The sequence below is a fragment of the Salmonella sp. 32031103-2018-00083-FB-01-SM-01 genome (assembly GCF_017571995.1).
Lineage (GTDB): Bacteria > Pseudomonadota > Gammaproteobacteria > Enterobacterales > Enterobacteriaceae > Salmonella > Salmonella enterica.
Map to the genome: position 1 here is coordinate 23,888 of NZ_JAGEQL010000007.1, position 13,221 is coordinate 37,108.

Annotated in this window: 15 protein-coding genes; 4 read left to right on the top strand and 11 right to left on the bottom strand. The window is 52.9% G+C overall.

The window, feature by feature from the left end; all coding sequences use genetic code 11:
- Positions 1 to 330 precede the first annotated feature (330 nt).
- From J4614_RS18630 to mtgA, 4 genes are all read left to right on the top strand, one after another.
- Positions 331 to 1,260, top strand: a complete 930-nt coding sequence (locus J4614_RS18630; protein WP_023214003.1) for a TIGR01212 family radical SAM protein — start codon at positions 331 to 333, stop codon at positions 1,258 to 1,260.
- A 93-nt stretch (positions 1,261 to 1,353) separates the two neighbouring features.
- A complete protein-coding gene (arcB, locus tag J4614_RS18635; RefSeq protein WP_000809807.1) occupies positions 1,354 to 3,690 on the top strand; it encodes an aerobic respiration two-component sensor histidine kinase ArcB in 2,337 nt (778 codons plus the stop codon).
- A gap of 226 nt (positions 3,691 to 3,916) precedes the next feature.
- On the top strand, positions 3,917 to 4,570 hold the full coding sequence (elbB, locus tag J4614_RS18640; RefSeq protein WP_000719811.1) for an isoprenoid biosynthesis glyoxalase ElbB: 654 nt from the start codon (positions 3,917 to 3,919) through the stop codon (positions 4,568 to 4,570).
- Positions 4,567 to 5,295 carry a monofunctional biosynthetic peptidoglycan transglycosylase gene (gene mtgA, locus J4614_RS18645; protein ID WP_001529270.1) on the top strand — a complete coding sequence of 243 codons (729 nt, stop codon included), beginning with the start codon at positions 4,567 to 4,569 and terminating at the stop codon, positions 5,293 to 5,295. Before elbB ends, mtgA begins: the two co-directional genes overlap by 4 nt.
- Positions 5,296 to 5,369: 74 nt before the next feature.
- Here mtgA and yrbL read toward each other — a convergent pair whose 3' ends face one another.
- The 11 genes from yrbL to kdsD form a co-directional block, all read right to left on the bottom strand.
- A complete protein-coding gene (gene yrbL, locus J4614_RS18650) occupies positions 5,370 to 6,002 on the bottom strand; it encodes a PhoP regulatory network protein YrbL (RefSeq protein ID WP_000576805.1) in 633 nt (210 codons plus the stop codon).
- A gap of 246 nt (positions 6,003 to 6,248) precedes the next feature.
- Positions 6,249 to 6,521 carry a PTS phosphocarrier protein NPr gene (gene npr / locus J4614_RS18655; RefSeq protein ID WP_000216797.1) on the bottom strand — a complete coding sequence of 91 codons (273 nt, stop codon included), beginning with the start codon at positions 6,519 to 6,521 and terminating at the stop codon, positions 6,249 to 6,251.
- On the bottom strand, positions 6,518 to 7,372 hold the full coding sequence (gene rapZ, locus J4614_RS18660) for an RNase adapter RapZ (protein WP_000243749.1): 855 nt from the start codon (positions 7,370 to 7,372) through the stop codon (positions 6,518 to 6,520). Before rapZ ends, npr begins: the two co-directional genes overlap by 4 nt.
- A 45-nt stretch (positions 7,373 to 7,417) precedes the next feature.
- Entirely contained in the window at positions 7,418 to 7,909 is a 492-nt protein-coding gene (gene ptsN, locus J4614_RS18665) for a PTS IIA-like nitrogen regulatory protein PtsN (RefSeq protein WP_000609332.1), read from the bottom strand.
- 117 nt (positions 7,910 to 8,026) lie between these two features.
- Positions 8,027 to 8,314, bottom strand: coding sequence for a ribosome hibernation promoting factor (hpf, locus tag J4614_RS18670; protein ID WP_001176589.1), 288 nt, complete (start codon positions 8,312 to 8,314; stop codon positions 8,027 to 8,029).
- Between the two features lie 22 nt (positions 8,315 to 8,336).
- Positions 8,337 to 9,770, bottom strand: coding sequence for an RNA polymerase factor sigma-54 (gene rpoN, locus J4614_RS18675; protein ID WP_080166764.1), 1,434 nt, complete (start codon positions 9,768 to 9,770; stop codon positions 8,337 to 8,339).
- A 47-nt stretch (positions 9,771 to 9,817) separates the two neighbouring features.
- On the bottom strand, positions 9,818 to 10,543 hold the full coding sequence (gene lptB, locus J4614_RS18680; protein ID WP_000224104.1) for an LPS export ABC transporter ATP-binding protein: 726 nt from the start codon (positions 10,541 to 10,543) through the stop codon (positions 9,818 to 9,820).
- A 6-nt stretch (positions 10,544 to 10,549) separates the two neighbouring features.
- The gene (gene lptA, locus J4614_RS18685; RefSeq protein WP_000669770.1) at positions 10,550 to 11,104 is read right to left on the bottom strand and encodes a lipopolysaccharide ABC transporter substrate-binding protein LptA; all 555 of its coding nucleotides are present in this window, start codon (positions 11,102 to 11,104) and stop codon (positions 10,550 to 10,552) included.
- On the bottom strand, positions 11,073 to 11,648 hold the full coding sequence (gene lptC / locus J4614_RS18690; RefSeq protein ID WP_000047845.1) for an LPS export ABC transporter periplasmic protein LptC: 576 nt from the start codon (positions 11,646 to 11,648) through the stop codon (positions 11,073 to 11,075). Before lptC ends, lptA begins: the two co-directional genes overlap by 32 nt.
- Entirely contained in the window at positions 11,645 to 12,211 is a 567-nt protein-coding gene (gene kdsC / locus J4614_RS18695) for a 3-deoxy-manno-octulosonate-8-phosphatase KdsC (protein WP_000030029.1), read from the bottom strand. The genes lptC and kdsC overlap by 4 nt, the downstream gene beginning before the upstream one ends.
- A gap of 20 nt (positions 12,212 to 12,231) precedes the next feature.
- On the bottom strand, positions 12,232 to 13,218 hold the full coding sequence (gene kdsD, locus J4614_RS18700) for an arabinose-5-phosphate isomerase KdsD (RefSeq protein ID WP_000018619.1): 987 nt from the start codon (positions 13,216 to 13,218) through the stop codon (positions 12,232 to 12,234).
- Positions 13,219 to 13,221 lie beyond the last annotated feature (3 nt).

The window sequence follows — 13,221 nt, forward strand, 5'->3', positions numbered from 1 at the left end:
CGGAGCGGCAGAAAGCCTGTGATCTGTCTCACTATAAGAGCCGCTCGCCAGACGTTATCTGACCTTGCTTTTTCAAAAATCTTGGCATTTTATGCTGTTTTAAGCGTGAGCAGTATTGAATGCTACTGTTTTTATCGATGACCCAGCAAACGCTGAAAAAAGAGGGGAATATCAGGAAAAATCATCAGCGGGATTATGAATGAAATATCGTTTATTTTGCTTGATTATGCAATGGATAAAAGCCTTCCGGGACGATTGATCCAGGTCATCGCCAAAGGAGACTAAAAATGGCAGGCTTTGGCCTCTTTTTAAGAGGCGGTCTATCAGATTATGCAGTTACAGAAATTAGTCAATATGTTTGGTGGGGATCTTTTACGTCGGTATGGGCAAAAGGTTCATAAGCTGACGCTTCATGGCGGTTTTAGCTGCCCTAATCGCGACGGTACCATCGGGCGTGGCGGTTGCACCTTCTGTAATGTCGCCTCTTTTGCCGATGAGGCGCAGCAGCATCATTCGATTGCCGAGCAGCTTGCGCATCAGGCGCATCTGGTGAACCGCGCTAAACGCTATCTGGCCTATTTCCAGGCCTACACCAGCACCTTTGCGGAAGTGCAGGTGCTGCGTTCCATGTATCAACAGGCGGTCAGCCAGGCCAGTATCGTCGGGTTATGTGTCGGTACGCGTCCGGATTGCGTCCCTCAGGCAGTAGTAGATTTACTGTGTGAATATAAAGATCAAGGCTACGAGGTGTGGCTGGAACTGGGATTGCAAACCGCGCACGATAAAACCCTGCGCCGAATTAACCGCGGGCATGACTTCGCCTGCTATCAGCGTACCACCCGGATTGCCCGGGAGCGCGGGCTGAAAGTGTGCGCGCATCTGATTGTGGGGCTGCCGGGAGAAGGGCAGGCAGAATGCCTGCAAACCATGGAGCGTGTGGTGAAGACGGGCGTAGACGGTATTAAACTGCATCCGCTACATATTGTGAAAGGCAGTACGATGGCCAAAGCCTGGGAAGCGGGGCGGCTGAACGGCATCGAACTGGAAGACTACACGCTAACGGCAGGTGAGATGATTCGTCATACGCCGCCGGAGATAATTTATCACCGGATTTCAGCCAGCGCTCGCCGTCCGACGCTGCTTGCCCCGCTGTGGTGTGAGAATCGCTGGACGGGGATGGTTGAGCTGGACAAATACCTGAATGAGCATGGCGTACAGGGCTCTGCGCTGGCCCGTCCCTGGATACCACCTGTAGCGTAGCGTGATGAGGGGCGCTACGCATATTTCGCACAATATTCAACGCGGTTCCCATAATTGGGTATTATGTGCGAAGTTGTGGTGAAGGAATCCTCTATGAAGCAAATTCGTATGCTGGCGCAATACTATGTCGACCTGATGATGAAATTGGGTCTGGTGCGCTTTTCCATGCTCCTGGCGTTGGCATTGGTGGTGCTGGCGATTGTCGTGCAGATGGCGGTGACCATGGTGCTGCATGGTCAGGTTGAAAGTATCGACGTCATTCGCTCCATCTTTTTTGGCCTGTTAATTACGCCCTGGGCGGTCTATTTCTTATCCGTTGTTGTTGAACAACTGGAAGAGTCAAGGCAGCGACTGTCGCGTCTGGTGCAAAAGCTGGAGGAGATGCGCGAGCGCGATCTCAAGCTTAACGTACAGTTGAAGGACAATATTGCCCAGCTTAATCAGGAAATTGCCGATCGCGAAAAAGCGGAAGCGGAGCTGCATGAGACATTTGAACAGCTAAAAGTAGAAATTAAAGAGCGTGAAGAAGCGCAAATCCAGCTAGAACAGCAATCCTCTTTTCTGCGCTCCTTTCTGGACGCCTCGCCGGATTTGGTTTTTTATCGTAATGAGGATAAAGAATTTTCCGGCTGTAACCGCGCAATGGAATTGCTAACCGGCAAGAGCGAAAAACAGCTGGTGCATTTGAAGCCGGAAGATGTGTACTCTCCCGAAGCGGCGGAGAAAGTCATTGAAACCGATGAAAAAGTATTCCGCCATAACGTCTCCCTGACCTACGAACAGTGGCTGGATTACCCGGACGGACGAAAAGCCTGCTTTGAAATTCGTAAAGTGCCTTATTACGACCGTGTCGGTAAACGTCATGGCCTGATGGGATTTGGTCGTGATATTACCGAACGTAAGCGTTATCAGGACGCGCTGGAACGCGCCAGCCGCGACAAGACCACGTTTATCTCTACCATCAGTCATGAGCTGCGCACCCCGCTTAACGGCATCGTCGGTTTAAGCCGCATCCTGCTGGATACCGATCTCACCGCCGAACAGGAAAAATACCTTAAAACAATCCATGTCTCCGCCGTGACGTTAGGCAATATTTTCAATGACATCATTGATATGGATAAGATGGAGCGGCGTAAGGTTCAGCTTGATAACCAACCGGTTGATTTCACCAGCTTTATGGCCGATCTGGAAAACCTTTCCGGTTTGCAGGCGCAGCAAAAAGGGCTACGTTTTGTGCTTGAGCCGACGTTGCCGCTGCCGCACAAAGTTATTACCGACGGAACGCGTCTGCGCCAGATTTTATGGAATTTGATCAGCAATGCGGTGAAGTTTACTCAGCAGGGCCAGGTGACGGTGCGGGCGCGCTATGATGAAGGCGACATGCTGCACTTTGAAGTGGAAGATTCCGGGATCGGCATTCCGCAGGATGAGCAGGATAAAATTTTCGCCATGTATTATCAGGTGAAAGACAGTCATGGCGGTAAGCCGGCGACGGGTACCGGTATCGGGCTGGCGGTCTCCCGTCGGCTGGCGAAAAATATGGGCGGCGATATTACCGTCTCCAGTCTGCCGGGCAAAGGATCGACCTTTACGCTAACGGTTCATGCGCCAGCGGTGGCGGAAGAGGTGGAGGACGCCTTTGATGAAGACGACATGCCGCTGCCCGCGCTGCATGTTCTGCTGGTCGAAGATATTGAACTGAACGTGATCGTAGCGCGTTCGGTACTGGAAAAACTGGGGAACAGCGTGGATGTCGCGATGACCGGCAAGGCGGCGCTGGAGATGTTCGCGCCGGGCGAATATGACCTGGTCTTACTGGATATTCAGCTACCGGATATGACGGGTCTGGATATCGCCAGAGAACTGACCCGTCGCCACACGCGGGAAGATTTACCGCCGCTGGTAGCGCTTACGGCTAACGTTCTGAAAGATAAAAAAGAGTATCTGGACGCTGGTATGGACGATGTGCTGAGTAAGCCGCTGTCGGTGCCGGCCTTAACCGCGATGATTAAAAAATTCTGGGATGCCACCGATAAAGAGGAGAGTACCGTGACGCCTGAAGAGAGCGATAAAGCGCAAGCGCTGCTGGATATCCCGATGCTGGAACAATACATCGAGTTGGTTGGGCCTAAATTGATCACCGACGGTCTCGCGGTGTTTGAAAAAATGATGCCTGGCTATTTAAGCGTGCTGGAGTCCAATCTGACGGCGCGTGACAAAAAAGGCGTCGTTGAGGAAGGGCATAAGATTAAAGGCGCCGCCGGTTCGGTAGGGCTGCGTCATCTGCAACAGCTTGGCCAGCAAATCCAGTCGCCGGATCTTCCAGCCTGGGAAGATAACGTCGCGGAATGGATTGAAGAGATGAAGCAGGAGTGGCAGCACGATGTCGCGGTGCTGAAAGCCTGGGTGGCAAACGCGGAAAAAAAATGACCCCGGTTTGACCGGGGTGCGCGAATACTGCGCCAACACCAGGGAAATCGTGGCTGCGCCGTGCTTATTATGATGATGTCAAAGGCGCAGTCCTGTTTTCAGGCCGCACGCAGTTAAGATAGCAAATCCTAAATGATTTGTTACATGAATCATTTAAATGTGTGAAGCGTAGCATTTTAATCAAAATTATTAATGGGCTTGAGTCGGTTGCAGGAGGATGTTCACCATGAAAAAAATTGGCGTAGTGCTCAGCGGATGCGGCGTCTATGACGGCGCCGAAATTCATGAGGCCGTTCTGACGCTGTTGGCCATTGCCCGCAGCGGCGCGCAGGCTGTCTGCTTCGCGCCGGATAAACCACAAGCGGATGTTATTAATCACCTGACCGGCGAAGCGATGGCGGAAACGCGTAACGTTCTGATTGAGGCGGCGCGTATTACGCGGGGCGATATTCGTCCCCTGTCCCAGGCTCAGCCAGAGGAACTGGATGCGCTCATTGTGCCTGGCGGTTTCGGCGCGGCGAAGAACCTGAGTAATTTCGCCAGCCAGGGGAGCGAATGCCGGGTGGATAGCGATGTCGTCGCGCTGGCGAAGGCCATGCACCAGTCCGGCAAGCCGCTGGGATTCATCTGTATCGCGCCCGCAATGTTGCCGAAAATCTTTGACTTCCCGCTACGTCTGACAATAGGGACGGATATTGATACCGCTGAAGTACTTGAAGAGATGGGGGCCGAACACGTACCTTGCCCGGTTGATGATATCGTTGTGGACGAGGATAACAAGGTCGTGACCACCCCTGCCTATATGCTGGCGCAGGATATCGCCCAGGCGGCAAGCGGCATTGATAAATTAGTGTCGCGCGTGCTGGTTCTGGCGGAATGAGCAAACGACGCATCGCGCCGTTAACGTTTTTGCGCCGTCTACTTTTACGTATCCTTGCTGCGCTCGCCGTCTTTTGGGGCGGCGGCATTGCGCTGTTTAGCGTGGTTCCGGTGCCTTTTTCGGCGGTGATGGCGGAACGGCAGATTAGCGCCTGGCTGAGTGGAGAGTTCGGTTATGTGGCGCATTCTGACTGGGTCAGTATGGCGGATATCTCGCCGTGGATGGGGCTGGCGGTAATTGCGGCGGAAGACCAGAAGTTCCCTGAGCACTGGGGCTTTGATGTTCCGGCGATTGAAAAAGCGCTGGCGCATAATGAGCGGAATGAGAGCCGTATTCGCGGCGCCTCTACGCTTTCGCAGCAAACGGCGAAAAATCTCTTTTTATGGGATGGACGCAGTTGGCTGCGCAAAGGTCTGGAGGCCGGGCTAACGCTGGGCATTGAAACTGTCTGGAGCAAAAAGCGCATCCTCACGGTTTATCTGAATATCGCGGAGTTTGGCGATGGTATTTTTGGCGTGGAGGCTGCGGCACAACGGTATTTTCATAAACCTGCCAGTCGCTTGAGTGTGTCTGAAGCCGCGTTGCTGGCGGCGGTATTGCCAAATCCGTTACGCTATAAGGCGAATACGCCTTCTGGCTATGTGCGTAGCCGGCAGGCGTGGATTATGCGCCAGATGCGCCAACTGGGCGGGGAATCTTTTATGACGAGCAACCAGCTTAATTAATTTTGCTGAATGGCGGCGCGAACGCCTTATCCGGCCTGCGATCTGTGTCGTCCAGACCTGATAAGCACAGGCCATTAAGCTTCGTGAGAAGTAAGCGCCAGCCGTTTCTTGTCTTTTGGCTGCGCGTCCCTCTCCAGGGCAACGGCCAGTGCAGGCTGGGCGATAAACCGCTGCCACACTCTCTCCAGTTTGCGTTCACAGCACCATGTTGACCAGGTCGCCAGCGGGATAAAGGTACTTTCCCCCAGATTGTCGCAAACCACCGGAACCACTTCTGACTCGCTGATACGCTGGCACAGGATGTTTTGCGGCTTCAGCGACATCGTCACAATATGGTTATCCAGCAGGTAACGTTTCAGTTTTTTCAGTAGCCGCCGCAGGACAGCGACATCCTCTTCATAACGACATTGCGCGGCGAACTCGGTCAGGGTAATAGAGGGCGCGCCGTTGAAATCGGTAATCATGTCGTAGACATAGCCGGTGCCGCAATCGGTTTCTACCGTGCCGTAATAACGGGGGATAGCGCTCCAGTCCGTCAGGTAGCGGGACAGATGCGCATAGTAGTTCAGTTCACGCCGAATCTCTTTATCACCGCCGTGGTTACGGTTGTAAATGACTTTTATGCAACGCCGGGCATTATCCGGATGCGTATAGCATTTACGATGTCGACCGGTGCCCAGCGGAGTCTGTTTGGATAAGAAGATCATGGCAAGTCCTGGAAAAATTTATTCACATAAATTTAGTATGGACAAAGAACTTAAATAAAACCTAAACGAAATTTTTTAAGGTTTTCTTAATGTTTTTATGCATAGGTAAAGCGCACGAAATGTACAAATCTTACGAAAGGGTGGGGCTGCGGGATAAGTGGCAGGCAGGCGTAACACGCCCGGTTTTGGGATGATTGTCATCAAATACCGGGACGGCGTTGGGGAAAATAGGGTATATGAGGAGGTTTAGTCTTCGTCAAAGCCGGAATTGAACAGCGCGATAACCGCCGCCAGCGCTTCAACTTCTTGCGGGCCGGTGGCTTCAATTTCGATCTGACGCCCTTTGGCGGAGTCGAGCATTAACAGAGCGATGACGCTGTTCGCTTCCGCTTCTGTGCCTTCGTCATTGCGTAATAGCACCTCGGCGTCAAAACCCTGCATCAGTTCGAAAAGCTTCATGGCAGGCCGGGCATGCATGCCCAGCTTATTGGTGACTTCAACAGTTTGCTTTACGGTCATGTTTTGCGTTTTTCCAGCGTGCGATGGCGAGACTGGACATTTTTACCGCGCGAGCGGAAGTAGTCTGCCAGCTGTTCTGCAATATACACCGAACGGTGTTTCCCGCCGGTACAACCGATAGCGACGGTAAGGTAGCTGCGGTTGTTGGTCTCCAGCATCGGTAACCATAGCTCAAGATAGCTGCGAGTCTGATAGATAAAATTGTGAACTTCTGTGTGTCGGTCAAGAAACGCGGCTACCGGCTTATCAAGCCCGGTCATGGGGCGCAGTTTTGGATCCCAGTGCGGGTTGGGCAGAAAGCGGACATCAAACACATAGTCCGCATCAATCGGGATACCATGTTTAAAGCCGAAGGACTCAAATACCATCGTCAGTTCGCGCTCGCGTTTGCCCAACAGCCGGGTACGCAGCATCTCCGCCAGCTCATGGACGGACATTTCTGAAGTGTCGACGATCAGATCCGCACGTGAGCGTAACGGCTCCAGCAAGTCACTCTCTTTATCGATCGCACTCTCTAAAGAAAGGTTTTTGCTGGAAAGCGGATGCAAACGGCGCGTGTCGCTGTAGCGGCGAATCAAGGTATTGCGGTCGGCATCAAGAAACAGCAATTGTGGCGAGAAAGCGCCAGGCAGATTATTCATCGCCTGTTCAAAAATCTCAGGTGATTCAGGCATATTGCGCACATCAATGCTGACGGCGGCGGAAATCTGGCGATCGGCCAGCGTTCGCGCCAGATCGGGCAACAGCACGACGGGGAGGTTATCCACGCAGTAAAATCCCATATCTTCCAGCGCGCGCAGAGCGACAGATTTACCTGATCCGGAACGCCCGCTGACGATCATCAGTACCATGTACCGTTTCTCCTCACAACGACAGAAAGAAATGCCATTGAGTTGTTATGCCTCATTCTGCTCACCTTCGGTGTCAGTAATGATTTGATACAGCTCTTCATCATTCAGCGCCGCGCGCAGGCGGCGGCAGATCGTTTTATCCGCCAGACGTTTCGCTACCAGCGACAGCGTGTGCAGATGCGTTTTAGTTTGATCGGCGGGCACCAGCAGGGCGAAGAGGAGATCGACCGGCTGGTTATCGATGGCGTCGAACGCGATCGGCGTTTCGAGCTGAACGAACACGCCGACGGCGCGTAAGGTATCTTCTTCCAGTTTCCCGTGCGGGATGGCGATACCATTACCAATACCGGTACTGCCCATTTTTTCGCGTGTCAGAATGGCTTCAAACACGACCTGAGGAGGTAAACTGAGCTGTTTTGCCGCCAGTTCGCTGATGATTTCCAGCGCGCGTTTCTTACTCTGACAATGAACGCCGCTACGCGTACACTCCTGGTTAAGTACACTGCTCAGTTGTAGAGTCGTATCGTTATTTATCATAATTTCACCTAAGAACCTGTCCTGTCAGGTTGATGGCCAGGTTCGGAGCGCTAACTGTACAAATGGCCCGTTGTGTCACACAACAGGCCGTCCTGCACTGGCTAACTGCCCGGACAATTAGTGTTGTTTCAGTTTATCTTTATGCCTGGTTAACTGCCTTGCCAGTTTATCAATCAAGCCGTCAATGGCGGCATACATATCCTGGCCTTCCGCGCTGGCGTGAATTTCGCCGCCGTTAACGTGTAGCGTCGCATCCGAGATGTGCGTGACCTTCTCCACTTTCAACACCACGTATACCTGATTAATCCGCTCAAAATACTGTTCAAGTTTGGCGAATTTCGTCGTCACAAATTCACGCAGGGCTTCAGTAATTTCGACATTATGTCCGGTGATATTGAGCTGCATAGTGTCTTCCTTATCGGTTGGGTCAAACCAGCTGTTTGCGTTGGTTTGACGGCGGAATGGATAAAGACTCTCGGTACTTCGCAACAGTGCGGCGCGCCACCATGATACCTTGTTCTGACAGCAGAGAGGTTAACTTGCTGTCGCTCAGTGGTTTCGCGGGGTTTTCCGCCGCAATTAACTTCTTCACCAGCGCGCGAATCGCGGTGGAAGAGGCTTCGCCTCCGCCTTCGGTATTGACGTGGCTGGAAAAGAAATATTTGAGTTCAAAAATACCGCGCGGGCTGTGCAAATACTTCTGCGTGGTCACGCGGGATATAGTGGATTCGTGCATCTCGACGGCCTGGGCGATATCCGCCAGTACCATCGGTTTCATATATTCTTCGCCCTGTTCAAAAAAGGCTTGCTGTTGCTCAACGATGCAGCGACTGACACGCAGCAGCGTGTCGTTGCGGCTTTCAAGGCTTTTTATCAGCCACTTCGCATCCTGTAAATTACTGCGGATGAACTGGCTGTCGGCATCGTTGCGCGCGCTATTGCACATGGCGGCATAGTGCTGGTTAATCTGTAAACGGGGAATACTGTCGCTATTAAGCTCCACCGTCCAGCGACCGTTATGCTTGCGTACCAGCACATCCGGGATAACGTACTCCGGCTCACCGGTCTGGATCGATTGACCGGGTCTGGGATCGAGCGACTGAATCAGGTTTACCGCCTCTTTCAGCACCTCTTCTTTTAGTCGGGTAACGCGCATCAACGTGCGGAAATCGTGGTTGGCCAGCAAATCAAGATGATCGCAGATAATAAGCCGCGCCTCTTCCAGCCACGGCGTGGATTTGTCGAATTGTGAAAGCTGGATCAGCAGACAGTCGCGAAGATCTTTTGCCGCGACGCCTACCGGATCAAAACGCTGAATGCGCTTCAGAACGGCTTCAACCTCATCGAGATCCACCTCTACATCGCCCATGCTTTCGCGAATTTCGTCCAGGGATACGGTGAGATAACCGGTATCATCTACCGCGTCGACAATGGATGTCGCAATAGCGCGATCGGTGTCCGAGAAGGGCGTTAGCTCAACCTGCCACATCAGATAATCCTGCAACGACTGCGTCGTTTCGCCCTGATAGACGGGCAGCTCATCGTCGATATAATCGCCGCTGGGGCCGGACGGCGTCCCGGCGGTGTAAATTTCATCCCAACTGGCGTCAAGCGGCAGCTCTTGCGGCATCTCTTTTTGTTCGAGCGCGTCGGCGGTATCGAGAGGATCGTTATCCTGAGGTTGCTGAGTGTCGATTTCGTCATGAAGATCGGTTTGCTCAAGCAGCGGGTTATTTTCCAGCGCTTGCTGGAGTTCCTGCTGAAGTTCCAGCGTAGACAACTGCAACAGACGGATGGCCTGTTGTAGCTGAGGCGTCATCGCCAGTTGTTGGCTAAGCCTGAGTTGCAAACCTTGCTTCATATTCAGAGTCGTTTTCTCCCGCTAGAGCAGCATAGCCCTCTACCCTATCAGAGTCTGAAGTCTTCCCCAAGATATACACGCTTAACGTGTTCGTCTTGCAGGATTTCTGTCGGCGTACCGTGGGCAATAAGGTGGCCCTGGCTCACGATATAGGCGCGTTCACAGACTGCCAGCGTCTCACGGACGTTATGGTCGGTGATCAGCACGCCGAGCCCGCTATCGCGCAGATGCTCGATAATGCGTTTGATGTCGATAACGGAAATCGGGTCAACGCCGGCAAACGGTTCATCCAGCAGGATAAATTTGGGATTAGCGGCCAACGCGCGGGCTATTTCTACACGACGGCGTTCACCACCGGACAGCGCCTGTCCCATACTGTCGCGCAGATGCTCAATATGAAACTCTTCCATCAGCTCGTTGGCGCGGTCTTCTCGCTGTTCTGCGGTCAAATCGTCACGAATTTGCAGTACCGCCATCAGGTTATCAAATACGCTGAGACGGCGGAAAATAGAGGCTTCCTGCGGCAAATAGCCGATACCGCGGCGCGCGCGCGCGTGCAGCGGCAGCAGACTGATATCTTCATCATCGATGATGATATTGCCCGCGTCACGCGGCACGATACCGACGACCATATAAAAGGTGGTGGTTTTACCCGCGCCGTTTGGACCGAGCAGCCCGACAATCTCCCCGGAGTTAACGGTCAGACTGACATCTTCCACTACGCGACGGCCTTTATAGGCCTTCGCCAGATTCTTTGCAGTTAATGTTGCCATAACGAATTAGTTACTCTTCTTTTGCGCCGGAGTCTGGCCTTTGTTTTTGTCTTGCAACTGCGACGGCACCAGAACGGTGGTGACGCGTTTGCCTTTCTCGCTGAAGGCCTGCATTTTCTGCTCTTTCACCAGGTAGGTGATTTTGTCGCCGGTAATGTTGCTGTCAAGCTGCTCCAGATAAGCGTTGCCGGTTAGCACCACAAAATCTTTCGCCAGCTCGTAGTGCATATGGGAAGCGTGGCCTTTCACCGGCTTACCGTTGTCCTGCATCTGGTAGAAGGTGGCCGGATTGCCGTAACCGTCGATCACCTCTTTCCCCTGTTCGCCGCCAGGGCGGGTAACCACGACTTTATCGGCGTTGATCTTAATCGTGCCTTGGGTCATCACCACGTTGCCCGTAAAGGTCACGACGTTGCCTTGCATATCCAGCGACTGTTGATCCGAGTCAATATGAATAGGCTGTTCGGTATCGCCCGTGACGGCGAAAGCCGGAATGCTGGCGGCCAGCAGCGAGCCGGCAAGCATAAGATTAAGGCTGAGTTTGTTTGTTTTGAATTTCATAAGAGGTTCTAACCTTTTCAATCAGCTCGGCGTTCTTGCTGCGTAAGTTACCGCGCATTTTCAGTCCGCTGGAGTTAAATGTTGTGCCGTATAACGTCACCAGATCGTTCGAGGTAACATCCTGCGTCACCAGATTAATCTGCGCGTTATCGGTGGTAATTCTGCGTAATTGAGCGTCAGGCACCAGGGCGTTGACTTCAACATGGCCATACAGATAGAGCATCCGATCGTTAGTCAATTTGGCTTTATCGGCCTTGATCGACCATGTCGGCACTTTATCCTTATCAAAGGTGGTTAATACCGGTTGCGTAAACCATGAGACCGCCTGATCGGAAAAATATTCAACGTGCTGCGCGATCAGACGATAGCTCAACGCGCCTTCCGGACTGTACACGACGGTATCCGTATGCTCGCTTTTATACGTGGGATCGTTGCTGTTGACCATCACGGCAGCAGGATCGTCTTTATCCGCCAGATTGATACCAATCAGTACCAGAATGGCCAGCGACAGTAGAATGATAACCCAACGTCTGGTTTTACTCATATCGATTGCCCTTTGGCCTCATCCAGCTTGCCCTGCGCCAGCAGCAGCAAATCGCACACCTCACGTACCGCGCCGCGCCCGCCGGCAATGTGCGTCACATAGTCAGCGCGGGGGATCAGCAGCGGATGCGCATCCGCAACGGCAACGCTTAACCCCACTTTTTCCATCACTGGCCAGTCAATCAGATCATCGCCGACATAGGCAACATTTTCCGGCGCAATGGCCAGTTTTTCCAGCAGATCGCTAAAGGCGATCAGCTTATTCGACTGTCCCTGATAAAGATGGACAATCCCCAGCGTGGCGCAGCGATCTTCTACAAGTTTAGCCTTTCGTCCGGTAATAATGGCAACCTCGATATTGGAGGTCAAAGCACAGCGAATACCATAGCCGTCACGAACGTTGAAAGCCTTCAGCTCTTCGCCGTTATTGCCCATATAAATCAGGCCGTCAGACAATACGCCATCCACGTCCAGGATGAGCAGGCGGATATTCTCCGCTTTGGTCATGACATGGGTGCTGACGGGGCCATAACAGGTCGCAAGCGACGCACCTGCTTTACTCATCGTTAATTATCCTTGAGTTTCTACACGACGCCTGCACGCAGGAGATCATGCATATGTAACACACCGAGTAACTGGTCGCCATCAGCAACCAGTACGGAGGTGATATGGCGGGACTGCATTAAATTCAGCGCATCGACAGCGAGAATACCGGGACGCACGCGAATGCCCCCTGGCGTCATCACCTCGGCGATCCCCAACTGGCGCATATCGCCGCCCATATCGAACACGCGACGTAAATCGCCGTCGGTGAAGATACCGTCGATCTTCATGGATTCATCGCAAATGACGGTCATACCGAGATTTTTACGCGTAATTTCTAACAGCGCATCACGCAGGGTGGCATGTTTATTAACATGCGGGATCTCATCGCCAGTATGCATAATATCGCTTACGCGCAGCAGTAGCTTACGTCCCAGCGCGCCGCCAGGATGCGACAGAGCGAAATCCTCGGCGGTAAAGCCGCGCGCTTTTAACAACGCCACGGCGAGCGCGTCGCCCATCACCAGCGTTGCGGTGGTACTAGTGGTAGGCGCCAGGCCTAACGGACACGCTTCTTTGGGCACTTTAACACACAGATGCACATCTGCCGCACGCGCCATGCTGCTTTCCGGTCGCCCGGTAATGCAAATTAACGGTACGTGCAGCCGTTTAAGCACCGGTATTAGCGCCGCGATCTCGCTGGATTCGCCGGAGTTGGAGATAGCGATAACCACATCCTGCGGCGTAACCATCCCCAAATCGCCGTGCGCGGCTTCGCCCGGATGTACAAAAAAGGAAGAGGTGCCGGTACTGGCGAACGTGGCGGCCATTTTCCGTCCGATATGGCCGGATTTTCCCATCCCCATGACCACCACTTTTCCGGTGCAGTTGAACATTTTTTCACAGGCCAGCGTGAAATGCTGGTTGATATATTGATCAAGCTCCGCCAGGCCTTCACGTTCAATTTCCAGGACCTCTTTGCCTGCCTGCTGAAAGTCAAACCCCGGTTGCAACGCTAAATGCGACATAAT